Source organism: Shewanella sp. BC20 (genome assembly GCF_003129585.1).
Lineage (GTDB): Bacteria > Pseudomonadota > Gammaproteobacteria > Enterobacterales > Shewanellaceae > Shewanella > Shewanella seohaensis.
In genome coordinates, this window is record NZ_NHRI01000005.1 from 87,450 (window position 1) to 113,539 (window position 26,090).

Consider the following 26,090-nt stretch of genomic DNA (forward strand, 5'->3'; position numbering starts at 1 on the left):
GTAGTGGAGTAATTATTTTATGTTCTGAGTAAATTGAAAATTACGAAGCTTGTAAATTTTAAAAGATATATTTTCTCACTTTGTTAGCTTGGTATTTATTTTTCCTTTAAATCCTTTGGTATTATAAATTTATTATGGAAATTTGATGAATTTGTTTTTAGAAGTTTCGTATATTACTGAAATAGATAAGTTGTGGTTTGTATTTATTCTGGAAATAAAGAGTTTTTCCTTCTGAGATATAGAGCCATCAATGACTATCCATAATTTAAACTTCTTATTGTTTTTATCAAAGTATTGGTAATCAAGTAATTGGCCAAGTGCGGCTCGTATTGCTCTTTTGGTCGAATAGTTGTAACTCGAAAGTGATTTTAATTCTGAAATAATTTTTTCATTATTAAGTTTGAAAGCTACATCAATCCTGTCATACTCATTGCAATATTGTTCTGGACTAATATAGCTTGCACCGATACTCTTTATCCAATCAATAAATCTTAAAGAAAGTTCTAACTCATTTTGAGTCGCAGTTATTTCTTTTCCTACAATAGTTCTTTTATATATGGTGGATTCATGTACTTCTTTTGATGAATTAGGGATATAGTCACCAACTGTAGTTGTGAAATTACTAACTGAATAGTTAATCAGTACCTCTTTGAGGAGGTTTATATCACTAGGATTAAATATTTTTACCTCTAGACCAATAATATCCTTGCCTGAGCGATTTTTTTTGCTTCTAAGTCTTGTGTTGTTGTTTTTTATATTCTTTTTTAACGTAATATTATTAGTGGATTTAGGTAGGAAACGCACTTCAATATACTTTGTTTTAGGTGTTACATTTATAGTTGAAATTTCTGTTTTTATATTTCTATTTCTATTGTTAAATTTATACTTCGGAGTGGAACCATTACCTTTTATAGCTCTGTGATTCTCTCCTTCATATTGAGTGATTAGATATTCAATAACTTGGTTATATAGGTTAAATATTTCATAGCTTTTATTATTAAACCATTTCTCTTCAAAGCTCTTTGCTAAGGCAGAGATGTATTTCTTATTCATAAAGTCAACTCCTATAGTATTTTGGCGAAAATTTTAACTTTCATAAGCGCGAGTGGTGGATTAAATTTATTTCCTTTCAATAAATAGACCATAAATACACAAATCATTAAGATTTCTTTCCAACCCCGCTTTTACTTAGGCATCTTTGGGCGACTTGGTAGATGATGGTGTCGACTTGTTGCTGGGTAAGATCTTGGATTTTCAGTTTCGGGATCGTGCCGACTAATTGTTTGTGATTTAGGATCGGAAACGGTGGTTTCGATTGACTTGTGACATACCAGCCGGGGAATACTAGGGCTGGGGTAGCGGCGACGGGGGAGCCTGTGGCTTTGGTTAACCATTGGCTAACCCACTTGGCCTGACGTTCGGCCTGTTCTATGGGCTTGGTTTCTGTCCACGAGGGGAAGTTTAAGCGCCCGTCTTTGTAAAATACTTCATAGCCTTTCTTACCAGAACTAGAGCCAGAGCCTCCGCCATTGCCATTGGTTTGGCGTAGGTCTTTATTGCGCTTATGGCGGCCTTTGGTTTCAATCGCGAATACGCCATTTTTGCCGATGACGAGATGGTCGATATTAAAGCCGTCTGCTTGCACATCGTGAAAGACTTGATAACCCAAGGCTTGTAGGCCGATTAGTTCATTAGCGGTGGCGATCTCTGCCGTATGCCCTAGGCGTAATTTGGTGAGTTTGGAAAAGAGTTTCCACGTTTTAAATCCAAAGTAAGAGGCACCTACTAAACCCATTAGCGCGTAAGCCCAAGGGAATTTTCCGACTGTGATATAGGCATGGACACTGTTGGCCGCAAATGGAAGGCATACAACCAGTATTCCCATCATCACACAGCCCATTAAATCTAATTGCAGATCATGGATTTGCTTTTGTAAGCCATAGGCGGGAATGCGGGTTAACTGCTCACGATCCACGGGCAGGGTGACCGTGGCATCACGGTGTTTTAGTAACGCATACATCACACCAATAGTGATAATAAAGCCAGAGAGAAGTATCCCGTAAGATAACAGGCCGTTAGTAAAATCCGCCATTTACATCCTTGAAGTAAAAAGGTTTTCTTTATTCCATAACGCACATATAACGAATGTGCTTTATACCTTGGTGACAGAGGTGGCTTTAAGAGGGGGGAGGCGGATAACTGAGTTGCTGCTTCATCCCTAAATAGCGTGCTCGATATGGGTGTTCGAGTGTGGCTCTGCATTTCCCTTAGTGGTCACACTTTAACCCGCGCTATGCGGTTTAATCAATGCGTTTTATCACAAAAGCTTATTTTAAATAACAACTTGTGAATACTTGGGGAGATGAATTGGTGGGCGTTTTGGGGGATACAAGACAAATAAAAACGGCCAATTGAATTGGCCGTTGTTATTATCCATTAAGCTGCGGGTGCTTAACGGTAAAATGCTTCTACTGTGCCTTTGATGGTTAACAGCAGAGGTTGACCGCGACGGTCTAAAGATTTGCTTGGTACTTTAACCCAGCCTTCGCTGATGCAGTATTCTTCGACATCGAAACGTTCTTTACCGTTCACGCGGATACCCACATCGTATTGGAAGACTTCAGCTACATGGTGGCGGCTGCGTGGGTTAACCGAAAGACGATCCGGTAATGCGGGTTGTGAAGTTGTGTCAGTCATGGTCGTTATCTGTAGTGAACAAAAAGTGCGTTATTGTAGGCAATCCCGCCGCCTTGCTCAAGGACTGTTGTTGTCAGTCTGTGACGCCTGAGCCGCTATCTTGGGCGAGCGGCGCTTAGCGTGAGTTGATGCGTGAGTTGTTGCATGAGTCTGTATCGTCTTTTGTTCGCACCCGCCGCAGGGTAAACTCTGGCGGCGTTGGCTATAGTTTCGCGCTTAAGGCATCGCGCATAAGGCGTTACGCTTAAGGCTTAGTGCTTACAACTTATCGCCGCGAGCCATTATTCATCCATATTCGACCCAAGGCCAATAGTTAACTTGCCATGCACGATGATATTAGTATTCCCTTGCCATCCCTTATCCATCGCATCGGCCGCGAGGCGGTTAAGCGGGCGCAGGCGATTGCTGTGCAAAAGGGCTGCGAGCTTAAGCGGGTGCGCCGCTCCCGTAATTGGATCATCACTGGGCAGGCTATCGCGATTCAAAGCTGTTGTGTCGAGTTAAAAGCGCTGAGTGATATTGCCGAATTTGCCTTTATGATCAAAAAGATCGACAGCGGCTTATTACAACACGCCGATAAGCTGGAACCACTCGGCGCAAAATTGGTTCGCCTGATCAACCAAAACCCCGCCATTACCTTGGGCGAACTGATGCAACAAACCCAATGCACGATGAGCGAGGCGCGTCTTGCCCGCTTCGAGGCCGAGCTTTGATGCCGAGCGTCGATGCAGAGCTTTGAGGCTGAGTTCTCATGCCGAGCCTGAGCGTATGTTGGGTTATTAGCAAGCAGCCACCAAGAAAAAGGCCTCAATTGCTTGAGGCCTTAAGTGGTTAAAGATAGCGATTTATACCGAATAGATTATCACTGAATCGACGTACGCCGAGGTGATGAACACCTAATCGACTAACAGCGACCGCCGATATCACGCCTGAGGCGTTAAATCTTAAATTGGCCGACGAGTTTGCCGAGGTTAAGTCCTTCCTGCGACACGGTTTGGCTCACGCTCGCCGCCTCTTCGCTGGAATGCAGCAGCTCATTCACAATCTCTTGAATAGCAAACACATTGCGGTTGATTTCTTCGGTCACTGAGCTTTGCTCGGTCGCCGCCGTGGCAATTTGGGTACTCATATCATTGATGGCGGTGACTGCCGAGGTCACTGAGCCTAAGCTTTCGGAGATGGCGCGGGACGAATCCACCGAGCGTATACAACTCTGCTGACTCTCTTCCATGGTTTTAACCGCTAAGCTCACCAGCTTATGCAGTTCAGATAGCATCTCGTTGATTTCTAATGTGCTTGATTGAGTACGGCTGGCTAAGTTACGCACCTCATCGGCCACCACGGCAAAGCCGCGACCCTGCTCGCCAGCGCGGGCCGCTTCAATCGCGGCATTTAATGCCAACAGGTTGGTTTGCTCGGCAATACCGCCGATCACCGAGAGCACGCTATTAATTTTTTGCGATTGTTCACTCAAGGATTGAATGTTGCTGGCGGCATTATTGATTTGCGCCATCAGCGCCGAAATCTCCTCTAACGAGGCATCGACGCAGCGCTGGGCATTGGCCACATCGCCCGTGGCGGCGTGGGTCGCTTCGGCCACTTGGGTGGTGTTTTGCGCCACTTCACTCGCGGTGGCAGACATCTCAGTAATGGCGGTAACCACTTGATCTGTCTCATTGTTATGGCTGATAAGCTGGCGCGACATCACCTTGGTTTGGTCATGAATCGCATTGGCTGCGGTTTTGACCTTAGCGGTGGCATGGGCCACATCGCCGATAATGGTTTGTAGTTTATCGACAAACAGGTTGAATGAGCGGCCAAGTTGAGCGATTTCATCGTCGCCCTTCACCGCAAGGCGCTTGGTTAAATCGCCTTCGCCTTTGGCGATATCGTTTAAGTTATCGGCCATGTTTTTAATCGGTGTGACCATGCGCTGGGCGGTCACTAAGATCACGGCGGCGGTAATGGCTGCTAATAACAGTGCAATCAATAAAATCGCGTAGGACTTATCGATCATCTGCTCGGTCACTGTGGTGCGGTAATCCTCAACCACGGCATCGATATCGTCGATATAGGCGCCGGTGCCGAGCATCCAATCTGTGCCTGGGATCATCATGGAGTAGCCGATTTTTTCGATTTGCTCGTTGGTATTGGGTTTTTGGAAATAGAACGAGAAATTACCGTCACCGTTTTTGGCGGCATTGAGCAGGCCGACAATGATCTTGGTGCCGCGGGGGTCGGTCATATCGATTTTATTCTGCCCCTCGAGGTTGGGCATGACCGCATGGAATAGGTTTTTACCTTGGGAATCGTAAATAAAGAAGTAGCCCGAACTGCCAAAGCGAATATCACGTAGGGCTTGGTTAACATTGCCCTGTTCTTTTAACGATAGCTGGTATTGCACTATGCCTGCGGCGATTTGGGTGGCTTCTTTGATTTGGGTTTTACGCTCACCGATTAACTTTTCTCTAAATGTAGTGACTTCATCGGCAAGTGCCGATTGCTCGACATGGTAGGAAACTGTCATCAGCACTATGAGGGTCAGAATCAACGGGAACAGTGCGAGTAGGAGCAATTTGTTACGTAAACTGAAATTAGACATGTTCAACAACTCCGGAATAAGCCGCTTTATTATTGCAGGGCAGTATAACGAATCCCCAATATTCTTAAGTGCTTAAGTTAACAAAAATCTAATGTAACCGACAAAATTGCAAAGTGGTATTTGACTTAAGGATGAGGGCGACAGACTGAGTCACTTCGTTGATCTTAATCAAAGCCTAAATAAGCCAATGCGCTCATTATATTAGCTAATCTTTATGCATAGGCGGCGCTTGTTTGAGTGGCTAAGCATTGGATGCAAGCATAACCAAGGCGCGCAACTAAAGGCAGGACTGTGACTAATCAAAGGCTGAGCACGCTGTTAAAAATCTGCATTGGCCTTGGGCTGTGCCTGATTATGCTTGGGATTTATCTGCATAATGTAGGGCGTGTTGACGTTTCAGGGTTATTTTTGCAGCAATTTGGCTGGCTTTTATGCAAGGCAAAGTCCGTGCTGTGTAGTTATTCTACATAAACGGACGATAACGCAGCAGAAACGTCAGCCAAATGCTGCCCGAAGGGTTCGTCTGGCAAGCCCTTGCTCTTTGTCACTCGTCATTTGAGTAGAATAACTACACATCATTCCTCGTTTCGCGAGCACGAGCTTGCCAGAGCGAACAAAATTTAATCTCGAAACGTCAACACGCCCTAATGAGTCCGTCGAAGCCATGGGCGTTAAGGGAATTATTATCAGCGCCGTTTGCGTTGCCGTTGGCATGGCGTTATCCCTGCCGACAAAGATGTATCTCACCTTTTTACTGGTCAAACGCGAGGCGGATAAGCAAGGCAATGCTGAGCATTAAGCCTTGGCTAAACCACAGTGGATGCTGCAATAAATCCTACTCTGCTGCGTGCTACCCAAGGCATAAAAATCCCGCTGGTGTTTTTTTAACATAATTAACCCAAGACTAATGGGCGAAAAACACCGATAATTCCCCCCAGACGATAGCGCCCAAGGGCAATGCTGTGCGGTAACGAATGTGATTATCGCGTTTGAGCATATTGAGTGGAAAAATTCTAATGGAAATCAAAGTTAATTTTCTCGACAACCTGAGACTCGAAGCCAAGTTCGACGATTTTACGGTAACGGCCGATCAGCCCATCCGTTATAAGGGCGACGGCTCGGCGCCGAGTCCCTTCGACTACTTCTTAGCTTCTTCGGCATTGTGCGCCGCCTACTTTGTGAAGGTATATTGTAAATCCCGCGATATTCCGACGGACAATATCCGCCTGTCGCAAAACAATATTGTCGACCCAGAAGATCGCTACAACCAGATTTTCCAGATCAATGTCGAATTACCCGATGATATTTCGGATAAAGATCGCGAAGGTATTTTGCGCTCCATCGACCGCTGCACAGTGAAAAAAGTCGTGCAGACTGGCCCAGAATTTAGAATCGAAACCGTTGAAAACCTCGATGCCGACGCCAATGCCATGTTGATGGGCCACCCAGGCGACGACAGCAGCACCTATATTTTGGGTAAAGACTTACCGCTAGAGCAGACCATTGCCAATATGACTGGCATTTTGGCTGAGCTGGGGATGAAGATTGAGATCTCCTCATGGCGTAACATTGTGCCCAATGTGTGGTCACTGCATATCCGTGACGCCGCATCACCCATGTGTTTTACCAATGGTAAAGGCGCAACCAAAGAGAGCGCATTGTGCTCGGCCCTTGGCGAGTTTATCGAGCGTTTAAACAATAACTTCTTCTATAACGACCAATTCTTTGGGGTTGAAATCGCTAACAGCGAGTTTGTGCATTATCCCAACGAAAAATGGTTTGCCCTCGAGGAAGACGACGCCCTGCCAGCGGGCCTGTTAGACGACTACTGCCTAGAGATTTATAACCCCGATGAGGAGCTGTGCGGCTCGCATCTTATCGACACTAACTCGGGCAATCGTGAACGCGGTATTTGTGCGATTCCGTACAAGCGTAAATCCGATGGCGAGACTGTGTACTTCCCATCGAATCTGATTGAAAACCTGTTCTTAAGCAATGGCATGAGCGCGGGTAACAACATCAAAGAAGCCGAAGTACAGTGTCTATCTGAAATCTTCGAGCGCGCGGTGAAACGCCAAATTATCGAGCAAGAAATCGTCCTGCCAGACGTGCCTATGTCGGTATTAGAAAAATACCCAAGCATTCTTGCGGGCATTAAGGGCTTAGAAGAACAAGGCTTCCCTGTGGTGGTGAAAGACGCTTCCTTAGGTGGCCAGTTCCCAGTCATGTGCGTGACGCTGATGAACCCGAAAACCGGCGGGGTATTCGCCTCCTTCGGTGCCCATCCAAGCTTTGAAGTGGCATTGGAGCGCAGCCTGACCGAATTACTCCAAGGTCGCAGTTTTGAAGGCTTAAACGATGTACCAAAACCGACCTTTAACAGCATGGCGGTGAGCGAGCCTGAAAACTTTGTTGAGCACTTTATCGACTCAACGGGGGTGATCTCCTGGCGCTTCTTTAGCAGCAAGCATGACTATGAGTTCTGCGAATGGGATTTCTCTGGCACTAACCAAGAGGAAGCGGACCGCTTATTCGGCATTTTAGAAGAGCTAGGTAAAGAGGTGTATGTCGCCGAGTTTACCGAATTAGGCGTATCGGCTTGTCGTATTTTAGTGCCTGATTACTCAGAAGTTTATCCAGTAGAAGACCTGATTTGGGATAACACCAACAAGGCGCTGGATTACCGTGAAGATATTCTGAATCTGCATTCTTTAAGCACTAAGCAATTGGTTAACCTAGTCAATCGTTTAGAAGAAAGTCAGCTCGATAACTACACCGATATTCGTACTCTGATTGGTATCGTCTTCGATGAAAATACCGTGTGGGGTAAGTTGACGATTATCGAACTTAAGATCCTGATTTATCTGGCACTTGGCGCGCATGAAGAGGCGCTGGAATTAGTCGGTGAGTTCCTGCAATTTAACGACAATACCGTGAAGCGTAATCTGTTCTTCCAAGCAATGAGCGCGGTACTGGAAGTGACGCTGGATGAAGACCTTGAACTCGAAGACTTTAGCCATAACTTTACTCGCATGTTTGGCGCGGAAGTGATGGAACAAGTGGTCGGTAGTGTTACGGGTAAAGTCCGTTTCAGCGGTTTAACTAAGACAAGCATGCAGCTCGAAGGGATTGAGCCACATTTACGCTTAATCGAGAGCTATAAGAAACTGCACGCCGCCCGTAAGGCCAAAGCGGCACAATAATCTCGACGTGAAGCGTGTGATGTACATAAAAAAGCGAACCTAGGTTCGCTTTTTTATTGGTGCTTTATCAGGTTGATACAGCATCAAGCACTATTGGCGATAACGCGGTTTTTGCCATCTCGCTTGGCTTGATAGAGCGCGGCATCGGCGCGTTTTAGGGTGTATTCATAGGATTTATCGCCCGCCTCTATGCTGGCGACACCAATGCTGACGGTGGCAAATAATCCCTTTACCGAGAGTTGCTGCAATGCCTTGAAGCAACAGTCACAGAGATATTCGGCAAACACTATGGCTTGGTCATGCTCAACCCCAGGCAGGGCAATCACAAACTCATCGCCACCAAAACGGTAAGCGCTGTCGGTCTTTCTAAATTGTTGTTGGCAGGTTTCGGCGACGGCTATGATCACCCGATCCCCTGCTTGGTGGCCGAGTTGATCGTTGATCCGTTTTAAGTGGTCCAGATCTAAGACTAAGATCGAGGCGGGAATGTGATGTCGGCTAAAGGTGTCGAAGAGTAGTTGTAAATCACGGTCTAAACGACGGCGGTTATAGAGTCCAGTCAGTTGGTCGGTATCGCTTAATTGCCGCAGTTGTATTTCTAGCTTATGGCGCTTGGAAATATTACTGGCGACCCAGAGGACGACGGGTTCGTTATCCACTAGAAAATCTAACGCCTGAATGCGCCCCTCAAACCAGATGGGTTCTGAAGGACCTTGATCGGATAAGCCTTTGACATCCTTATTACTGAGTTCATATTCCTCAATCAGTAATTTACGGCTATCTAAGGCTTGCTGAATAATCTTGAGGTAGTAAGTGGTCTTTTCGTCGTTGAGTACATCGCTCAGGTAAAGGCCAACTAATCCACTGCCGTCGTGGTAATAACGCGCATCTTTACCACCAAACACAGCAACATAGCGGCCGCTTTGGGACAGGATAAACGCCGGATCGGGTAGCGCGTCCAGCACTAAAGCCATTTGCTCAACACTGACCATCAAACAAGCTCCCTATACGTTAAAGGGTCTAATAGATTGAAGCACTCTTAGTTGGCTCCTTGTCTGCTATTACACCCATTACTCACTATCGCTAGCCCATGTGGCTTTTTCAAACTTAGGCAAGGGCATGTCGGAGTAACACTCTAAGTGTATCTGATGTTGGCGTTGAACAGTGTAGATTAATGTAGGTTTTATTGGCAAAAACCTATTGTTCTCAATCGGAATGGTGTGCCATTTAATGGCATCAAACAACACTCTGATTGAAAACAATAGATTAAATTATGCTGATATTAACTCGAGCGGCAGAGTTGAGCCTTCAGCTCTGCTTCATTGGTAAAACCGCGATAACCTTTGATTAGCTCTCCCTTGGCATTTAACAGCAGTAAGATTGGCGTGGCGGGAATGCCGCCCATCTCCTTTAGTAAAGCTGGCGGAGCGCGGTAGGCTTCAAAGGGGAAATTGAGCCTAAACAGGGCGCGTTTTAAGGCTAGATTATCCCCATTGACGCCCAAGGCTACTGGCTGAATCGGTTGATTGCAGTTTTGATGCAGTTGTTTGAGTACGTTTGCCTGCTTAATACACCAAGGGCACTCCGGCTCGAAGAACATCAATGCTGAGACATGCCCTTCGAGATGCGACAAATCTGTTACTTGTTGGCTCCGCAAAGCTTGAAACTGATAGTCACGGGTGAGCTGCGCCGCCGATAACGGCAGGGCGCAGCACAACAGTGTAAGGAGAAAAATGTAGCGCATTAGAAGCTAAACTTGATGCCGGCATAGATTTCTCTGCCACGCAGTGGGCCATAGATATAGCCTACGTCGAAAGCGCCCTCTGCATCGTAAAATAGCGGTGTGTCTTCATCTCCTGCTTGAGTGTAGTCAAATAGATTGCTGACCCCAGTGTAGAGTGACAAGGTATCGTTAAGCTGATAACTGACCTTAAGATCGACAGTGACATAAGCGGGTGCGTCTGTGGTCTTTTTCGAGCTTGGGTCCACTTGGCCATTGGCGTCTAAACGGTTATAGCCTTCGTAGCCAAATTCAGCGAGATCGCGGCTACCAATCCACACTAGGTTGGCAAAAATTTCCCAGTCATTCACATCCCAATCCATACTGAGCGTGACGCGTTTTTCAACTGGCGCAATGGCATAGGAGGATTTGAATACCGAGTCATAATCAAAATGCTCGGCAGTCAGGCTAAGGCTCATATCATCGGTTAAGCGATAACCTAAGGCGATATCGCTGGTGATAACCCGCGCTTTTTCATCCAATTGAGTGAGTAATGGAATGCCATGGTCGTTAGTGGTTAATGCTGCTAAATGTTCGACTTCGGTCCAGGCTATTGAGGCGGTGGAGGTGAGACGTTCACCCTCGTAACTCAGGGCGTAGTTAACTGAGTTGGAACGTTCTAGCTCGTCGATATCAATATCAAAGCCGAGTGAGCCGTCTAAAATCCCGTGGTCGGTTTCAAAGAAGGATAAAGGTGCACGATAGCCGCGGCCTGCGGATAGGCGCGAGGTCCATTCATCATTATGGCGTAAGCGAATATCAACCCTAGGAGACAGAATCGACTCATCGAGTTCAGTGCCGGGTTTGTTGGGGTCGGTAAAATCGGCGCTGATAGTATCGTAACGCAGCGCCATTGCGACTTCTAACGACTCAGTGGCTTGCCAAGTGTCCTGTAGATAAAGACCTTTAACATCATAGTCAAAGGAGTCGGAAACATAATCTGGGTTGGCACTGCCAGAGCGGGAATGGGAGCGCATTTCCTCTGTGCGTAAGTCGGCGCCGAAGGTGAGTAGTTGGCTCTCGCTCAACAGATAATTAAAGCGTGCATCGAAGAACCACATCTTATCATCGGCGCTGTAATCGAAGCCTTCGTAGAAGGAGTCCTGTTTATGATCGGCGTAGCTGGCAGCAAGGTGCATGTTCCAGTCGTCGTTAAATTCCCTCAGCCAAGCGAGTGAGGCTTCATTACGTTCGGTCTTAATCCATTCGGTGGTTTCCCAGGCTTTTCCTGTGTAGCGCATACGTACATCACCATCTTCAAACAGCTGTTGTGGCTCGCTCGGTTGGCCATCGTAGCCGGATAACACGTTCCCCGTGCTAGACGCTACGCCATCGGCGAAGGTGCTGCCTATCATAGGGCCGCCGAAAATTTCCGATTGAATATTGGCGACGCGCATCACTAGGTTATCGGCATCGGTCACATCGTGGGAGACTCGAGCGGTCAGGCTACGGTTTTCCTGCATCGGTGCTTCGTTGACTTTGTTATTGTCCGCATCGGCTTGATCTCTATCGTCATATTGTGCAACGAGTGTCGCGCGGGTGCGGCCATCTTGGGTCACACCTTTACCGAGAAAACCCAGTTTACGGTAGCCATTTTCACCGGCGGACAAATCCAACTCAGCGCCGTTTTCAGTGGGCTCGTAGCTAACAATATTAATGGTGCCGCCAATCGCTTCGGGGGCGATTAAGGAGGCGCCTGCACCACGGGCGACTTCGATGCGCTCGACTCCAGTTGTTGGGATCGCATCGACCGCATAATAGCCCGAAATCATGGTGTGTACGGGTAAACCATCGACCAGAATCGTGGTTTGCTCGCCTTTCATGCCGTTGAGCATAATGCGCTTCACGCCACACATGGAGCATTCGTTGGAGACTTTGACGCCGGGGGAATTATCAATCGCCTCGGAGAGGTTGACGGCATTTTTGTTCTCAATCACGCTGGCGTCGATGACTTCGGTTTTCATGATAGTGTTAGCCAAGGTTCCGGCTTGCTCTAATCGTTGTCTTACGCCGACAACACTCACGCGCTCGATTTTTTCCAGCTCAGGTTGGTTCACTTCGTCTGCGCTGGCCAAGGGGGGATGTAGTAGGGCTGCTAACAGGATGGCAAGGTAAGTAGGCTTCACTCTCATTTCTCCGTAAAATTACAAGTGGCAGCATTATATGTAAATGAGAATAATTATTATTTGATTTCGGTCATGGTTCTAACATCTTCTTAAAAAAGGTATTAGCCAAGATACAGGTGCGAAAAAATGAATGGAGTAGTAAAGATGCAGAATGCAGATGATTTTATTCAGTATTTAGAACTTGAGCAGCATGTTGAAGGCGGATATTACCGTTCTTCCTATCGCTCAGAATCGGCTTTTGATCCGAGTCGTCAGCTGTGGAGCAGCATTTATTTCTTACTGCGAACCGGTGAAGTGTCGCATTTTCATCGACTCACGGCCGATGAGATGTGGTATTTCCATGCGGGTCAATCCCTGACAATTTATATGATTTCCCCCGAGGGCGAGCTGACCACGGCGCAGTTGGGGCTGGATTTAGCTGCGGGCGAAAGGCCACAGTTTTTAGTGCCTAAGGGCTGTATTTTTGGCTCGGCCATGAATCAACCGGGTTTTTCGCTGGTGGGCTGTATGGTGTCACCGGGTTTTACCTTCGATGACTTTGAGTTGTTTAGCCAAGAAGCTTTGCAGGCCATGTATCCGCAGCATCAAGATGTGATCCACCAACTGAGTCGACCAGAGGCGAAATAGCGTCGTTAAATCATTGCGTTATCATGTAATGAGTTGCTCGTTGCATAGATTCAGTAGCCGCATGCCACGCATTAAGGCATGCGGCTTAATCAGGTTAAGCGCGAATAATATGGGTTACCTGCACCATGGCATCCCGCGCCGATTGACTGACTCCACTGAGTTGGAAGAAGCCGTGGATCACCCCTAAATAGCGGCGGCAATGGGCATTGACGCCCGCATCTAACAGGTTACGGAATAGCTGTTCACCCTCATCTAGCAAGGGATCGAACTCGGCGGTAATAATATGGGTTTCGGGCAGGCCTGCTAACTCTTGACTGCGCAGAGGGCTGGCTTCAACGTCGGTTCTGGGGTGCCAATCGAGGTACATATCAAAGCCCGTGAGCAGGGTGTCGCGGGTGATGATGTACTTATCGCCATTGTCGATATAGCTCTGGCTTTTGGCGGTCGCATCCAACATAGGATAGATAAGCACTTGTTTTTTAGGTAACCATTCCCCCTTTGCCTTTAATCGCAGGCAAGTGACTAAGGCTAAATGGCCACCGGCGCTGTCGCCCATCAGGGTGATATTGGTGTTATCGCCGCCCCATTGCTGGCAATGTTGCTGCACGAGATTGGCGGCATTGAAGGCATCGTCATGGGCGGCGGGGTACACGTGCTCAGGGGCGAGGCGATAGCTGACCGCCACCACTAACGCGCCAGAATCATTGGCGATTTTACGCAGTTGTTGGTTATGGGTGGCGATGCCGCCACTGACAAAACAACCGCCGTGATAGTAAATGACTACGGGTAAGTTGTTGTCCGCCGAGGGCTTAAATAGGGTTAATTCGATGCCCTCAAGGGATAAGGTTTTGACCTCAAACACCGCTTCCGGCTCGCCAGCCAATACCGTGCTGGCGATATACCCTTGGCGACGTTCCTCAAGGCTTTGCTCGCGCACCGAAGGGCAACCTGCGGCGATAAACTCGCTCACCAATTGTTTAATTCCGTCTTCTAAATAGAGTTGGCTCATGTGCAGTTTCCCTGAATATATTCGGTGAGCGTTGATCGCCCCTTGTGGTCGGCAAAGTGTATCGGCTCAATATTGAAAAGGGTAGTGTGTATTGGCTGATTTGCTATTAACTCCATCTATTTCAGTTGATTAGCGCTTGTTGATAAAACTTGTTGATGGAGGCGTCGCGAATGAATACGGTTGCAGCGGTCGGTTTGGTTGTAATGAAAGATTGAGCACAATCTAAAAATGTAAGAAAATTACCGTTCGCCAGCCTTGGCGTGTTATTGCTATTTCACTTGTCTTCCAGCGGTAAGGATAGAACGTGGCCAAATCAGCTAAAACCCTGCAACAACGCATGGGCATTGTCGCCCTCACTTGGCCGATTTTTATCGAAACCTTGCTGCAGTCCTTACTCGGGATCAGCGATATTTTTATGCTGAGCCATTATTCCGATAATGCCGTCGCCGCAGTGGGGCTCACCACCCAATTGATGTTTTTTATGATGGTGATGTCCATGATGGTCAGCACGGGCGCCAGCATTCTGATCAGCCAAAATAATGGTGCCGGGCAGACGCAGCAAGCAACCGATATTGGTGTCGCCAGTGTGGCCTTAAGTTTAGGCTTAGCCGTGATGATGGGCGCATCGATGTTTTTCGGTGCCCACGGCATTATCGGTTTGTTTGCGCTAGAGCCTGAGGTTGCAGGCTATGGTTATGACTATCTGCTGATCTGCGGCAGTTTAAGTATTGGGCTGGTGATGAACATCGCCTTTGCCGCCATCTTACGTAGCTACGGTTTTACCCGCTCGGCCATGTTAGTCACCTCCAGTACGGGATTGATGAACGTGCTCGGTAACTATATTGCCCTCTATTCTCCCTTTGGGTTGCCAGTTTATGGGGTGACTGGCGTGGCGATTTCGACTGTGACCAGCCAGATTATCGGTGCCTTGATTATGCTGGCGGTGATCCACCGTAAAGGTATCCCGCTGCCGATGCCAAGGTTGAAGTTATTGCCGCGCAGCACCTATTGGAGTGTGATGCGCATAGGTTTGCTCAATGCGGGTGAAATGCTCTCCTACAACGTGGCGCAGATGACCATCATCTATTTTATCAGCCAGATGGGCACACTCTCGCTGACGGCCTATACCTATGGCTTGAATATCAGCCGCTTTATTTACTGTTTTGCGGTGGCGCTTGGGCAGGCATCGCAAATTCAAACCGGTTACTACGTCGGTAAACAATGGTTCGATGAGATTACTGTGCGGGTGCAAAAATATTGCCTGGTGGGCTTTATTGCTTCCCTCGCCATAGTGTTAGCCTTTTATTGGCAGCGCTTTACCATAGTGGGCTGGCTGAGTGAAAACCCTGAGGTCATTCAACTTACCGCACTTTTGTTATTGGGCTCGATTGCGCTCGAAACTGGCCGAGTCTTTAATCTGGTGATTATTTCGGCATTAAAAGGCGCGGGGGATGTGGCGTTTCCGGTGCGCGTGGGCCTGTTTAGTATGTGGGGAATTGGCGTGCTATTGGCTTGGTTCTTTGGGCTGCATTTAGGTTATGGCGTGCTGGCCGCTTGGCTTGCCGTTGCCGCCGATGAATGGGTGCGAGGCTTGATTATGGTGCACCGTTGGCGCTCGGGTCGCTGGCAGCGTTTTACCCGTATTCCGCCAGCAACGCCTGTTTCATCACGTTAATAGCTTGGCTTTAAGCGCTCTAATTAAAGACAGAACGGGGCTTATTGCTGGCCCCATTTGCCCGATTTGAGCTGCTCATTTTTAAATTGTAGATACCTTGAATGCCCTGCATCGGTTTCGATTTCCATGGTGCTGTAGGGGGCAAAAATAGCCCCTGGAATTTGGCATCCATTCGTGAGGACGTCCTCTAATGAGGGCATAAAACATTCTTTAAACGGATCAAAATGGATTCTATAACTGGCATAGTCGCGCGCAACAAAGCGTTCTGTGATGGTTTTGAATAGCAGTCCAAAAGGCGTGTCGAGCCTCTGTGGCGTGGAATAATAAAAGCCTTGTCCGTACCAGTAAAGCAATAAAGCGGTACCCGCATCGCAGAGTGGGTGTTCGATAATCGCCCTCACCATATCGGGATCATGGTCATCCCAATTCAAGTTACCCGCGACAAAATGCAATTCCTCCATACTTTGTAAGTCACTGATACAGATGATTTGTGTCGCCGCTTTGCCAAAGTAGGCGCTGTATTCATGTAAAGCGTCATAATCGGGATCGGCGAGCAATTGGGCGAGGCGATCATGGTTGGTGATACAGCCTAATTCGGCGCATTCATAGGCGCGGATAAATTGTTCTTGGGTTAATAACTTGGCCACGGGCGTCCTTGGAGTTTTTAAATAATGACACTCGCCAGCCCTGATAACTGAGGGCCAGCGAGAAAGCGTGAGGATGTTAGGCGTTAAGCTTGCTGTTGCAGCAGGGTGCGACAGAGCTTAATAAAGTCGGAAGAGGTGACAATCCCTAATACTTTCTTATCGTTATCTACTACGGGTAAGCAGCCGAGTTTGTTGTCGATAAAATATTCCACTACCACGCTTAAGGGCTCATCGGCGGTTAAGTGCTGGCAGTCTTTGTCCATCACAGTCGCTATGGGAGTGTAGCGTTCCTTGCGATCCAATGCGCCTTGGCCGTATTTGTTCAACATAGACAATACGCTGGCGATCATCTTCTTATGGGTGAGTACGCCGACTAAGGTGCCGTCGGTTTCAGATATCACAGGTAAATGGCGCACGCCGCGGGTTTGCATTAAATGGTGGGCATCTTTCAGGCTAGCACCATCGCTGATGCAGATGACCTCAGTGCTCATAATATCGCTGACTTTCATCCTATAAATTCCTTTTTTAACAAGGCTCAGGTTTGATGCTCGACGAGCCAAAATCTGAGCGATTTGCCACTGATCCGATGTTAGCAGCTTACTCATAGCTTGTGCCAGTGCTGTACAAATAAAGTACGTCATCCAGTATAAGCTTATGAATTAAAAGAAATCATAAAAGGCTGACAAAGATGTCACAAATGTGTAACAGTGATGTCTCACAATCGGGGCCTCATTAGACCTCATACCAGTGAAACCTCATCTTATAAGGGAATAATAATAATGAAACGAACCGTGACTCGTCGTGATTTTTTAGCCATGTCGGCCAAAGGCATTGGTGCAGCAGTGATCTCCTACGGCCTAATGGGGTGTAGTGACAGTGATGATGATAAATCTGTTCCTGCGCAGTTTTTACATGGGGTAGCCAGTGGTGACCCTGCGCAAGACGCGGTGATCCTCTGGACCCGTGTGACGCCAGATTCTGCTGGGGATGTTAAAGTCAGCTGGCAAGTGGCCAGTGATGCGGCATTCTCACAATTAGTCACCACAGGGGAGATGGTCACCAACGCTAACCGTGATTACACGGTCAAAATCGATGCCCGTGGTTTACGTGCGGGACAAACCTACTTCTACCGCTTTATGACGGGCGGAAAAACCTCTGAGGTGGGTAAGACCCGCACTCTACCCGAGGGTGATGTGAGTTCGGTAAAACTTGCCGTTATGTCATGCGCTAACTTTCCAGCCGGCTATTTTAACGTGTATGAACTGGCTGCGGCGCAGGATGACCTCGATGCCGTGGTGCATCTGGGTGACTATATCTACGAATATGCTCGCGGCGGCTATGCCAGCGAACATGCGGCAGAGCTTGGCCGTGAAGTGTTACCCGCCAACGAACTGCTGACCCTCAGCGATTATCGTACCCGTTACGCCCAATATCATACCGATGCCAGCCTGCAAAAATTGCACGCGAAAGTGCCTTTTATTACGGTATGGGACGACCACGAAGTGGCAAACGATACTTGGCGTGATGGCGCCGAGAACCACAACGAAGGCGAAGGGGATTTTGCGGTTCGCAAAGAAGCCGCACTGCAGGCTTACTTCGAGTGGCTGCCAATCCGTCCATGGCGCGAGGGTAACCATGAGGAGATTTATCGCAGCTTCAGTTACGGCAACTTAGTTGACTTACATATGCTGGATACGCGCGTGTTAGCCCGCGATAAGCAGCTCGATTATGCCGATTATATGGATGCCAGTACGGGCGCCTTCGATGGCGAGCGTTTCCGCGCCGATGTGACATCGACTTCGCGCACTATGTTAGGGCTGACCCAGTTACTCTGGTTACAGGGTACCTTATTGCAAGCCACGGGTACTTGGCAGGTATTAGGACAACAGATCCTCATGGGCAAAATGTCTCTACCTGCGGCGATTGCTACCCAGCAAATGAGCATTCCACAATATGCCATGCTTGGGGCGCTGGCGAAGTTAGCCGCCCGAGCTGCGGCAAATGATCCAACCCTAACGGCGGCAGAATTACAGTACTTGCAGGCTAATCAAGCCCTGTTAACGCCAGAGGTGATTGCCCTGCTGCAACTGCCATCCATTCCCTATAACTTGGATGCATGGGATGGTTATGCCTATGAAAGGGAAGTGATCTTAGGCACGGCTAAATCGAAAAATCACAACCTAGTGGTGATTGCTGGTGACACCCATAATGCCTGGGCGAATGAGCTTAAAGATGTCAACGGCGATACTGTTGGGGTGGAGTTTGCCACAAGCTCAGTATCATCACCTGGTTTGGAATATTACTTAAATCTCCCTGCGGAACAGATCCCCGCGACCGAGGCGGCGATCGTCGACTTGGTGCCAGATCTTAAATACACCAACCTTAAAGACCGCGGCTTTATGACTTTAACCTTCACCAAGGAAGCCGTGCGTAGCGACTGGCATTATGTCAGCACAATTCTGGCGAAGGAGTTTGAAGAGTCGAGTAGCCGCAGCTACAGCGCCATGACTAAGGTCGGTGAGCCTATTATCAACCCTGTGAGCTAACTTAAGCGTCAAACTTAAGCGTCAAACTTAAGAGTCACACTTTGCTTTGAGCCTGTGCTCGTTCCTTGTTGGCCACCTTTGGGTGGCCTTTTTTGTTCGCTTTTTGTTAGTTCCGTCCTAAAAATGCAAAATAAACGGCCGTTCACCTGCAACTTATGACTATAACTGCAGCACGGCGGTTTTTTTTGGTATAAAATTCGCTCCCAAAATTCGGCGGCTGCCTACACTTGCTAGGACTCTTATGAAGAGATTGCTGTTCTCGTGTTTTGGACGCCGAACAGACCTTACAGGGTAAAAGCTCGCGCTTTAACACCTAAAATCAATAATTAAGATGGGGATCGGTGTCATGTCAGAAAAATATTTCGTTACCGCACAACAACTGCTCGAAGATTCATTTCTATTAGCTTCACAGGTTTATGAGAGTGGATTCCGTCCGCAGTTTATCGTGGGTATTTGGCGTGGCGGTGCTCCAATCGGGATCGCGGTACAAGAGTTTTTCGACTTTAAGAAGGTTGAAACCGACCATATCGCCGTGCGTACCTCGTCTTACTACGGTATTGGTACCGACAAGCAAAGCAAAGAAATCAAAGTCCATGGCCTGCATTACATTGTTGAAAATGCGAATGCTAGCGACAGCTTACTGATTGTGGACGATGTGTTTGACTCTGGCCGCAGTATCCACGCGCTGAAGGAAAAGTTAAGCCAACTGATGCGCTTAAACATGCCGCAGGATATTCGTATCGCTTGTCCTTATTACAAGCCAAAAAATACCGCAGTGCCTTTAAAGCCTGATTACTATATCCATGCCTCTGAAGACTGGTTAGTGTTCCCACACGAAGTGACAGGTTTAACGCCGGAAGAAATTGCCGAAGGTAAGGGCGATTTAAAAAATATTCAGCATCTTTTTAAGTAAAAAGAATCTGTTAATAAAAAGCGTTAGCAGTTTTTGCTAACGCTTTTTTGTTTCTCGGTATTTGAAATACAGCCTATTTGTTTGGCCTATAAATCCATGCAGTTGGCATAGTAAGTGACAGTCGCCGGCCAGTCCGAAAACACGCCAATCACGCCGACATCTTTGGCGAGCACATCGAGTAGTTCGTAGGTATCGCCTTCATTATCAATGGCATCTGTGATGCTTTGATAATACCAACCGCCGCCATCTTTCAATAATCCTGAGCGCTCTAAGCTCCAAGTGATGATCTTAAGCCCCGCTGCTTTCGCGGCTTTGGCATATTCCGATGGAATGATTTTTTTATCCGCATCTAAAGTCACCAGCACCCAGAGTGGCGGCGCGACAATCTCTACGCCTTGGGCTTTAAGTTCCGCCATTGAGGGCGACCAGCTGGAGGAGTCCTGTGGGTCAAAGCCCGTGTAAATATCATATCTATCATCAAGATATACCGCTTGTTTGCCAAACTCGGGGGCGTTAGCAATCCAGTATTTTACATCTTCTAAATTAAAGGATTGGGGGAAGACCTGCGAGGCATCGACACCCGCTGCGGTATATTCATCGAGCATCTTCTGGGCATACTCCTGCTGAGTAAAACCGTCGAAGGGCATAGCCACGCTGGCGGCTTTTAGCTCGGGCGTCATTTTAACGCCTGCCTTTTTAAACATCTCAATACTCTCTGCGTGGGTCATCAGGGTACCGTTGCCCGCATAGAGATCGGTGCGCCACTTAGGCGTGGCATTGATAAATTCCTCGGCAGTGGTCGCCTTAGGATTCTCGCCCTCCATCTTGCCCTTTAACATTTTAAATTCGGCGAGGGTGATATCGCTGGTGCAGCAAGTTGCAGTGGCGACGACGCCATTGGCCGCATCGGCGGGGGTAAAGGGGACTGAGCATTTGTTGGCAAGTTCGGGTATGGCCAAAATATTGGTCGTGCTGGCGAGATCGCACTGGGAGTGGCGACAGACTAAGGCTTTATCGGCGGTAAAAGTCACATCACACTCGACAATACCCGCACCAGAGTCGATGGCGGCTTGGTAGGATTCTTTTGTGTGTTCAGGGAATTGCATCGCCGCGCCGCGGTGACCAATGGAAAAATCACTACGGTAGAAATGATCGGTTTCGCACTGGGCTAAGCGGGTCTTTAGGCTGCTGTCATGCATTTGACGCACTAAAAACAGTGGTCGCTCACCGACTTGGGCGGGCACCATTTTCGCTGGTGGCGGTGTAGTCTCGCTATCTTTGTTATCGCTGTTACAGCCTGCTAGCAGGGCCGTGCTTGCCAACAGCATGCAGAGTGTTACTGAGGAGGTATTCATCATCTATCCTAAATTATGAATGACTTATTAATAGGGTCCCTCACACTCTAAAATTGCTATATGACTAAATTTACTTATTTTTATGACCAAAACAAGAAAAGATACCGTCCGCCAGCCGCTTTTGCGCTAGCTTGATACTGAGCTTAGGACTAAGATTAGGGCGAAAAATCATCTGGCAGGCGGGGTTATATTGGGATGCCTCGACTCACTGAGCCAGCTGAGCATGAAAATTTTCTCGTAAGCGATCTTTCTTTGCCGAAATCAAGTAAACTGCGCTCCTTTTGTTTTATGATGGCGTTTGTATCGCTTGATAAGACAAACGTGGCAAGCATCATTTAGGAAATAGAGCAGAATGAGCAAGGGTAAAAAATACGATTTTCGCGTCACTCAAGCTGAAAATGGTTGGAAGACGGAAATCACCCGTCGTATGACGTCGACTAAGACGGTAGTGTCGAAAAGCCATGACGGTTTTGCGACCGAGGCCGAGGCACAAGCTTGGGGGCAAGCCGAGCTGCAAGTGTTTTTAGGCACGCTGGCTGAGCGCAACAAGCGTCGCTCAGAGAAACAGGCTAAGGCCAAATTAGCGGCGGCTTTAGCGGCTGAAGCGGCAACCGATGCCGATGATTTTGATGATGAAGACGAGTTCGGCGAAGAATAACTCGCTCGAAGAAGATATCTCGAAACAAAATCCTCGAAGGCAAACTGGCTTGTGAGCCAATCAGCATTCAACAAAAAAGCGGACCCGAGGTCCGCTTTTTTGTTGTCTCACTTAAGGTATTCCCTAAAGTGAGCATTAGGCAATGGAATTAGCCTTGGATCTTAAAGCTACCTTGCATAATCGCCCAGTGGCCTGGGAAGCTGCAGAAGAACTGGTAAGCTTCAGTCGTGCTCATGCCCGCAGTGCTAAATTTTACAGAAGTTGATTCACCGCCACCCACTAACGAAGTGTGAGCGATAACACGGGTATCACCGGCTTTAACGTAAGCAGCATCGGCGCCAGCGCTCATACCATCGGTCGCAACGGCAGACATATCAGCGGCTTTAGTTAACACCCAGTTGTGGCCCATCGCCGCTTTTGGCAGTGTGCCAGTGTGCGTTAGCGTCAGGGTCACTTCTTTACAAGTAGCGGGAACAGACAGCTCTTTAGTGTCAAATTGCATAGCGTCAGTCGCAGCAATCTTGAGTTCACATTCGTTAGCACTCGCTTGGCTGGCGACTAATAATCCTAGGCCAAGTAAGCTAGCGCTAGTCATATTACGGAAAGTGGTGCTTTTCGCTTTCATCTGGTACTTCCTTATTCTGAACAAGGTGGATCGAGCCGATGTGACTCGAGTATTCGCTTGCCAGCATAGGCTTAATTCATTAAATGGGAATGAATTCGATATGTAAATTATGTATATACAACTTTAGGGTGAAATAGGCTGAGTGCGACAATTTGCCGCACTCATGGGGAGTTAGCGCGGCAGTTCGTGTCGGTAGGGAATGGCACGCTGAGCGCCAGCACGGGTCACAGTGATCGCGGATGCGGCGTTGGCAAAGCCGACGGCAGCGGCAATCGACATGCCCTCACTTAAGCCCACCACTAGGGCGCCATTGAAGGTATCGCCAGCGGCAACCGTATCTATGGCTTGTACTTCAAGTGCCGGAATTAACCCGGTAAAGCCTGCGCTACTGATAAATGCACCTTTACTGCCTAAGGTAATTACCACAGTCGTCACCCCTTGTTGATGCAGCAGTTGGGCGGCTAAGTTGGCATCTTCTTCACTATTGACCTCAATGCCCGTTAACGCTTCGGCCTCAGTTTCATTTGGGGTAATAATGTCGACCCACTTGAGGTAATCCTGCTCCGAACTCACGGCAGGCGCGGGATTCAGCACTGTGGTAATGCCTAAGCGTCTGGCGGTTTGCAATGCATGGCTCACCGTATCCATAGGGGTTTCCTGTTGGATAAGCATAAACTGGGCATTGGCAAACAGAGCATAATGTTTGTCTATCTCAAGAGGGGTTAGATGGGCATTGGCGCCAGCGGCAATGCCGATGGAATTTTCGCCATTGTCGGCGACAAAAATCATCGCCGTGCCCGTACTCATATTGGCGACTTGCATGATGCCATCGGCTTTTATCCCATCCTTGAGCCAATTGGCGCGCATCTCGTTTCCAGCGCTGTCTTGACCTAAGTGACAAATAAAATCCACTCGCGAATCGGCCTGACATAAGCGGGCGCAGGCCACCGCCTGATTCGCTCCTTTACCACCATGCTCTAGTCGGTAGCTTTGACTCACTAAGGTCTGCCCCGGTGCGGGCAAATACTCAAAATTCATAACATGGTCGGCGTTGGCACTGCCTATAACGAGTATGTGACTCATGGAAGCGTTACCTTAAGTTCATCTGCGATTGAGATAGGTTGGTGTGTAGACCGCTAAACTGTCAACTAACAAGTCAACAAAGCCCTGTCTATCAATCCCGAATAGCACTGTGGCATTCGCGGGTTTACCCGTCAGTTGATAACGATCGACTACCGTCATCCCCAGTGTGAGTGCGCTTTGGGTTTCAATGCCGACCCAGCAGTCTTGGGCATCAAACAATGCGGGGTTGAGTAACCAAGCGATAGTGCAAGGGTCGTGCAGCGGCGCGCCGACAAATCCCCACTTGGGATCTCTATGGTAAATCATAAAGAAATCTAGCAATTCGGCGACGCACTTAGCCACGGGATTAGGAATGGCGCGAATGCGCTCGATATCTTCATCCATAATTTGTGCCTGATGGGTAACATCGAGGCCGCACATGGTAATGGGAATGCCGGATTTAAAGACGATATCGGCCGCCTCGGGGTCGACAAAAATATTAAACTCGGCCGCTGGCGTCCAGTTACCCACTCCTGCAGCGCCGCCCATCAATACAATGCGCTCAATTTTGGCGTGCAATTCGCCGTGGCTGGCGAGTAGTAGCGCGATATTGGTGAGCGGCCCCGTTGGCACCAAGGTTACTGGCTTATCGCTTTGGCGGATTTTCTCGGCCATCAACTCGACCGCATTTACGGCTTGAGGTTGAAAACTCGGTGCAGGCAGAGCTGGACCATCGAGTCCCGTTTCACCGTGAACGTTATCGGCAATCATCAACTCACGGCTTAAGGGTTTAACCGCGCCGCCCGCGACTGGAATATCGCTGCGATTGAGCAGGGTTAAAATCCGCAGGGCATTATTGAGGGTTTTGTCCGGGGTTTGGTTACCGGCGCTGGTGGTCACGGCCAGTGGGTTTAGCTCGGGATGGGCGAGGGCTAAAATGAGTGCGATGGCATCGTCATGGCCGGGATCGCAATCCAAAATAATTGGGCGACTCATACTGTTACTCCTTTAAACAGCGGGAATGGAGGCTAAGAATAGCACGCCCACGTTTGCAGGCTAGGATGTGGCCGAGTCTTTAAGGCAAACTGTGAGCTTTTTCTGATTTCTATCAATAAGCTGCTACAATAGCGCCCCGCTTTAGGCAGAATCAAGTTCTCTTATGCCTTACCGATCATGGAATGATAAGGAAGTTCTGGCGTGTTGATGAATCGCAGTCAATTAACCTCGAGTGCACCCGCGCGTTTTTGGGGTTGGTTAGAAATACTCTTGACCTGTGTCCCTCTCTTTTTGGTTGGTGTTGCCGCGCTGTTTCTCTGGGAAGGGGCGCAAAAGTGGTTTCTGGTCAATCAGTTGCTAGAGCGTGGCGATGTAGCCATTGGTCGAGTGGTTGAGACCGCCTATCGCAGTGAGCGCAGTTCGACGGGCGTATATAACCAAAGATTGATTTGCTTGGTGGAGTATCGCACCGCAGAGGGCAACCTGGTTCGCCAATGGGAGCTCGATGGCGTGAATTGCCAAGCGACCTATCAATTACGGCCGCCGCAGGGCGACACTCCTGGCGCATTAGTGCCCAGCTACGGGCAAAGTTTTGTGCATTATCTTCCCGAGGCACCAACACGGGCGAGCGCCGATCTTGAGTTAACCCGCGATCGCGCCAAACTGGACTTCGGCTTTGGCATCGCAGGCATATTAGGCTGTTTGCTTGTCGGTTATTTCTGTTTGACGCTATTAAGGATCCGCTGGGCCGAGTTCCGTTATGTGCCAATACTCAAGCGTTTAGGACAGCAACAGGATTACACTGGGGTTATCCGTTTGCTTGAAACCTATCGGCAGCATCCCGCCGCGAATATTTTGGTCTGGGAGGCGGCAGAGCATTTAGGTCATAGCCCTGAGCACTATCCGCGTTTGGTCGATTTATTCGAGCAAATGCAAACTTCACCTAGCAAAAAAAAGCTGGAATCGGTAGATGAATCTATTGTGATGATAAGCTTTTATCGTTTGAGTTCATTAGGATTTCACGACTTAGCGCTGGCGATGCTCGCCCGTAGTAAACAGGCATTGTCGGTTAAAACCTTAGCCAGCTTTGTGTTGATGACGCGCACTAAGCAGTTGCCCTTTGCATTGGAATTAACCGCAGAAAAGTTAGCGGCATTGAAGGCGCTGTGCGAGGCCAAAGTACTAAGGTTCGGCTTGGCAGATGAAAAGCAATGCCCCGTCGATTTTGCGGTGCACCTCGATTATTTACTCTGCTTGGTGACATTAGTGCTCGACAATACCGCACTGAACCGTCAAGCGGGGCAGGCTATCGGCCCAGTTCAACGGCTGCTCTTAACAGCCTTAACGCAGGCGAAGGCGTTCGACACCCTAAGCCAAAACAGTGCGCAGGCGCTGGATAAACAAATTCAAGTTATCCTAACCCGTATCGATTCGCGTCCGGGCTTTGAATACCAACTCAAGCCGCTACTCGAGTCGATATTAGGCAAATTAGCACAACCCAATCAGCAACCCGCGTTGTCAGTAGCCCAAATTTCAGCAACCAAAGTTTCAGCAAATACAGGGAAATAA

The 26,090-nt window shown here is 48.3% G+C and carries 23 protein-coding genes; 9 read left to right on the forward strand and 14 right to left on the reverse strand.

The window, feature by feature from the left end:
* Positions 1–132: 132 nt before the first annotated feature.
* From CBX96_RS07475 to CBX96_RS07485, 3 genes are all read right to left on the reverse strand, one after another.
* The gene (locus CBX96_RS07475) at positions 133–1,053 is read right to left on the reverse strand and encodes a hypothetical protein (protein WP_109286247.1); all 921 of its coding nucleotides are present in this window, start codon (positions 1,051–1,053) and stop codon (positions 133–135) included.
* Positions 1,054–1,159: 106 nt separating this feature from the next.
* A complete protein-coding gene (locus tag CBX96_RS21550) occupies positions 1,160–2,092 on the reverse strand; it encodes a nuclease-related domain-containing protein (protein ID WP_181382160.1) in 933 nt (310 codons plus the stop codon).
* A gap of 359 nt (positions 2,093–2,451) precedes the next feature.
* The gene (locus tag CBX96_RS07485; RefSeq protein WP_011624059.1) at positions 2,452–2,697 is read right to left on the reverse strand and encodes a DUF3297 family protein; all 246 of its coding nucleotides are present in this window, start codon (positions 2,695–2,697) and stop codon (positions 2,452–2,454) included.
* A gap of 323 nt (positions 2,698–3,020) precedes the next feature.
* Between CBX96_RS07485 and CBX96_RS07490 the strand changes: the two genes are divergently transcribed.
* Positions 3,021–3,410, forward strand: coding sequence for a ribosome recycling factor family protein (locus CBX96_RS07490; protein WP_109286248.1), 390 nt, complete (start codon positions 3,021–3,023; stop codon positions 3,408–3,410).
* A gap of 224 nt (positions 3,411–3,634) precedes the next feature.
* Here CBX96_RS07490 and CBX96_RS07495 read toward each other — a convergent pair whose 3' ends face one another.
* Positions 3,635–5,299, reverse strand: a complete 1,665-nt coding sequence (locus tag CBX96_RS07495) for a methyl-accepting chemotaxis protein (protein WP_011624057.1) — start codon at positions 5,297–5,299, stop codon at positions 3,635–3,637.
* 601 nt (positions 5,300–5,900) lie between these two features.
* Here CBX96_RS07495 and CBX96_RS07505 point away from each other — a divergent pair.
* A complete protein-coding gene (locus CBX96_RS07505) occupies positions 5,901–6,098 on the forward strand; it encodes a hypothetical protein (RefSeq protein ID WP_109286249.1) in 198 nt (65 codons plus the stop codon).
* Positions 6,099–6,315: 217 nt separating this feature from the next.
* Positions 6,316–8,502: an OsmC domain/YcaO domain-containing protein gene (locus CBX96_RS07510; RefSeq protein WP_109286250.1), complete on the forward strand. Its 2,187-nt coding sequence runs from the start codon at positions 6,316–6,318 to the stop codon at positions 8,500–8,502.
* A gap of 83 nt (positions 8,503–8,585) precedes the next feature.
* Here the strand turns inward: CBX96_RS07510 and CBX96_RS07515 are convergent, their stop codons facing one another.
* From CBX96_RS07515 to CBX96_RS07525, 3 genes are all read right to left on the reverse strand, one after another.
* Complete coding sequence (locus CBX96_RS07515; protein WP_109286251.1) at positions 8,586–9,494, reverse strand: GGDEF domain-containing protein; 909 nt, start codon at positions 9,492–9,494, stop codon at positions 8,586–8,588.
* A gap of 290 nt (positions 9,495–9,784) precedes the next feature.
* Positions 9,785–10,246, reverse strand: a complete 462-nt coding sequence (locus tag CBX96_RS07520) for a thioredoxin family protein (protein ID WP_109286252.1) — start codon at positions 10,244–10,246, stop codon at positions 9,785–9,787.
* Complete coding sequence (locus CBX96_RS07525) at positions 10,246–12,408, reverse strand: TonB-dependent siderophore receptor (RefSeq protein ID WP_109286253.1); 2,163 nt, start codon at positions 12,406–12,408, stop codon at positions 10,246–10,248. Before CBX96_RS07525 ends, CBX96_RS07520 begins: the two co-directional genes overlap by 1 nt.
* A 144-nt stretch (positions 12,409–12,552) precedes the next feature.
* On the opposite strand from CBX96_RS07525, the gene CBX96_RS07530 reads away from it, so the two are divergent.
* Entirely contained in the window at positions 12,553–13,035 is a 483-nt protein-coding gene (locus CBX96_RS07530; RefSeq protein ID WP_109286254.1) for a cupin domain-containing protein, read from the forward strand.
* 94 nt (positions 13,036–13,129) lie between these two features.
* Here CBX96_RS07530 and CBX96_RS07535 read toward each other — a convergent pair whose 3' ends face one another.
* The gene (locus tag CBX96_RS07535) at positions 13,130–14,044 is read right to left on the reverse strand and encodes an alpha/beta hydrolase (RefSeq protein WP_109286255.1); all 915 of its coding nucleotides are present in this window, start codon (positions 14,042–14,044) and stop codon (positions 13,130–13,132) included.
* Positions 14,045–14,348: 304 nt separating this feature from the next.
* On the opposite strand from CBX96_RS07535, the gene CBX96_RS07540 reads away from it, so the two are divergent.
* Entirely contained in the window at positions 14,349–15,719 is a 1,371-nt protein-coding gene (locus tag CBX96_RS07540; RefSeq protein ID WP_109286256.1) for an MATE family efflux transporter, read from the forward strand.
* Positions 15,720–15,760: 41 nt separating this feature from the next.
* Here CBX96_RS07540 and CBX96_RS07545 read toward each other — a convergent pair whose 3' ends face one another.
* Positions 15,761–16,366, reverse strand: a complete 606-nt coding sequence (locus CBX96_RS07545; RefSeq protein WP_109286257.1) for a DUF4274 domain-containing protein — start codon at positions 16,364–16,366, stop codon at positions 15,761–15,763.
* 83 nt (positions 16,367–16,449) lie between these two features.
* The gene (locus CBX96_RS07550; protein ID WP_011624048.1) at positions 16,450–16,875 is read right to left on the reverse strand and encodes an HPP family protein; all 426 of its coding nucleotides are present in this window, start codon (positions 16,873–16,875) and stop codon (positions 16,450–16,452) included.
* A gap of 270 nt (positions 16,876–17,145) precedes the next feature.
* Between CBX96_RS07550 and CBX96_RS07555 the strand changes: the two genes are divergently transcribed.
* Together CBX96_RS07555 and CBX96_RS07560 are read left to right on the forward strand one after the other, a co-directional pair.
* Entirely contained in the window at positions 17,146–18,912 is a 1,767-nt protein-coding gene (locus CBX96_RS07555) for an alkaline phosphatase (RefSeq protein ID WP_109286258.1), read from the forward strand.
* Between the two features lie 346 nt (positions 18,913–19,258).
* Positions 19,259–19,825, forward strand: coding sequence for a phosphoribosyltransferase (locus CBX96_RS07560; RefSeq protein WP_011624046.1), 567 nt, complete (start codon positions 19,259–19,261; stop codon positions 19,823–19,825).
* 86 nt (positions 19,826–19,911) lie between these two features.
* Here the strand turns inward: CBX96_RS07560 and CBX96_RS07565 are convergent, their stop codons facing one another.
* Positions 19,912–21,180, reverse strand: a complete 1,269-nt coding sequence (locus CBX96_RS07565) for a glycerophosphodiester phosphodiesterase family protein (RefSeq protein ID WP_109286259.1) — start codon at positions 21,178–21,180, stop codon at positions 19,912–19,914.
* 352 nt (positions 21,181–21,532) lie between these two features.
* On the opposite strand from CBX96_RS07565, the gene CBX96_RS07570 reads away from it, so the two are divergent.
* The gene (locus CBX96_RS07570; RefSeq protein ID WP_011625141.1) at positions 21,533–21,838 is read left to right on the forward strand and encodes a DUF3622 domain-containing protein; all 306 of its coding nucleotides are present in this window, start codon (positions 21,533–21,535) and stop codon (positions 21,836–21,838) included.
* A gap of 148 nt (positions 21,839–21,986) precedes the next feature.
* On the opposite strand, the gene azu is transcribed toward CBX96_RS07570, so the two are convergent.
* The 3 genes from azu to rihA all read right to left on the reverse strand — a co-directional run bounded on the left by azu (position 21,987) and on the right by rihA (position 24,521).
* Positions 21,987–22,463 (reverse strand): azurin, encoded by a 477-nt coding sequence (gene azu, locus CBX96_RS07575; RefSeq protein WP_109286260.1) that lies wholly within the window; start codon positions 22,461–22,463, stop codon positions 21,987–21,989.
* A gap of 171 nt (positions 22,464–22,634) precedes the next feature.
* Positions 22,635–23,546 (reverse strand): ribokinase, encoded by a 912-nt coding sequence (rbsK, locus tag CBX96_RS07580; protein ID WP_109286261.1) that lies wholly within the window; start codon positions 23,544–23,546, stop codon positions 22,635–22,637.
* Positions 23,547–23,564: 18 nt separating this feature from the next.
* On the reverse strand, positions 23,565–24,521 hold the full coding sequence (gene rihA, locus CBX96_RS07585; RefSeq protein ID WP_109286262.1) for a pyrimidine-specific ribonucleoside hydrolase RihA: 957 nt from the start codon (positions 24,519–24,521) through the stop codon (positions 23,565–23,567).
* 207 nt (positions 24,522–24,728) lie between these two features.
* Between rihA and CBX96_RS07590 the strand changes: the two genes are divergently transcribed.
* The gene (locus CBX96_RS07590; protein WP_258294296.1) at positions 24,729–26,090 is read left to right on the forward strand and encodes a hypothetical protein; all 1,362 of its coding nucleotides are present in this window, start codon (positions 24,729–24,731) and stop codon (positions 26,088–26,090) included.

Bases quoted from the DNA above. Each gene is read 5' to 3' on its own strand.
- CBX96_RS07475 (WP_109286247.1), bottom strand. From the start codon at position 1,053: ATGAATAAGAAATACATCTCTGCCTTAGCAAAGAGCTTTGAAGAGAAA.
- CBX96_RS21550 (WP_181382160.1), bottom strand. From the start codon at position 2,092: ATGGCGGATTTTACTAACGGCCTGTTATCTTACGGGATACTTCTCTCT.
- CBX96_RS07485 (WP_011624059.1), bottom strand. From the start codon at position 2,697: ATGACTGACACAACTTCACAACCCGCATTACCGGATCGTCTTTCGGTT.
- CBX96_RS07490 (WP_109286248.1), top strand. From the start codon at position 3,021: ATGCACGATGATATTAGTATTCCCTTGCCATCCCTTATCCATCGCATC.
- CBX96_RS07495 (WP_011624057.1), bottom strand. From the start codon at position 5,299: ATGTCTAATTTCAGTTTACGTAACAAATTGCTCCTACTCGCACTGTTC.
- CBX96_RS07510 (WP_109286250.1), top strand. From the start codon at position 6,316: ATGGAAATCAAAGTTAATTTTCTCGACAACCTGAGACTCGAAGCCAAG.
- CBX96_RS07515 (WP_109286251.1), bottom strand. From the start codon at position 9,494: ATGGTCAGTGTTGAGCAAATGGCTTTAGTGCTGGACGCGCTACCCGAT.
- CBX96_RS07520 (WP_109286252.1), bottom strand. From the start codon at position 10,246: ATGCGCTACATTTTTCTCCTTACACTGTTGTGCTGCGCCCTGCCGTTA.
- CBX96_RS07530 (WP_109286254.1), top strand. From the start codon at position 12,553: ATGCAGAATGCAGATGATTTTATTCAGTATTTAGAACTTGAGCAGCAT.
- CBX96_RS07535 (WP_109286255.1), bottom strand. From the start codon at position 14,044: ATGAGCCAACTCTATTTAGAAGACGGAATTAAACAATTGGTGAGCGAG.
- CBX96_RS07550 (WP_011624048.1), bottom strand. From the start codon at position 16,875: ATGAAAGTCAGCGATATTATGAGCACTGAGGTCATCTGCATCAGCGAT.
- CBX96_RS07555 (WP_109286258.1), top strand. From the start codon at position 17,146: ATGAAACGAACCGTGACTCGTCGTGATTTTTTAGCCATGTCGGCCAAA.
- CBX96_RS07560 (WP_011624046.1), top strand. From the start codon at position 19,259: ATGTCAGAAAAATATTTCGTTACCGCACAACAACTGCTCGAAGATTCA.
- CBX96_RS07565 (WP_109286259.1), bottom strand. From the start codon at position 21,180: ATGAATACCTCCTCAGTAACACTCTGCATGCTGTTGGCAAGCACGGCC.
- CBX96_RS07570 (WP_011625141.1), top strand. From the start codon at position 21,533: ATGAGCAAGGGTAAAAAATACGATTTTCGCGTCACTCAAGCTGAAAAT.
- azu (WP_109286260.1), bottom strand. From the start codon at position 22,463: ATGAAAGCGAAAAGCACCACTTTCCGTAATATGACTAGCGCTAGCTTA.
- rbsK (WP_109286261.1), bottom strand. From the start codon at position 23,546: ATGAGTCACATACTCGTTATAGGCAGTGCCAACGCCGACCATGTTATG.
- rihA (WP_109286262.1), bottom strand. From the start codon at position 24,521: ATGAGTCGCCCAATTATTTTGGATTGCGATCCCGGCCATGACGATGCC.
- CBX96_RS07590 (WP_258294296.1), top strand. From the start codon at position 24,729: ATGAATCGCAGTCAATTAACCTCGAGTGCACCCGCGCGTTTTTGGGGT.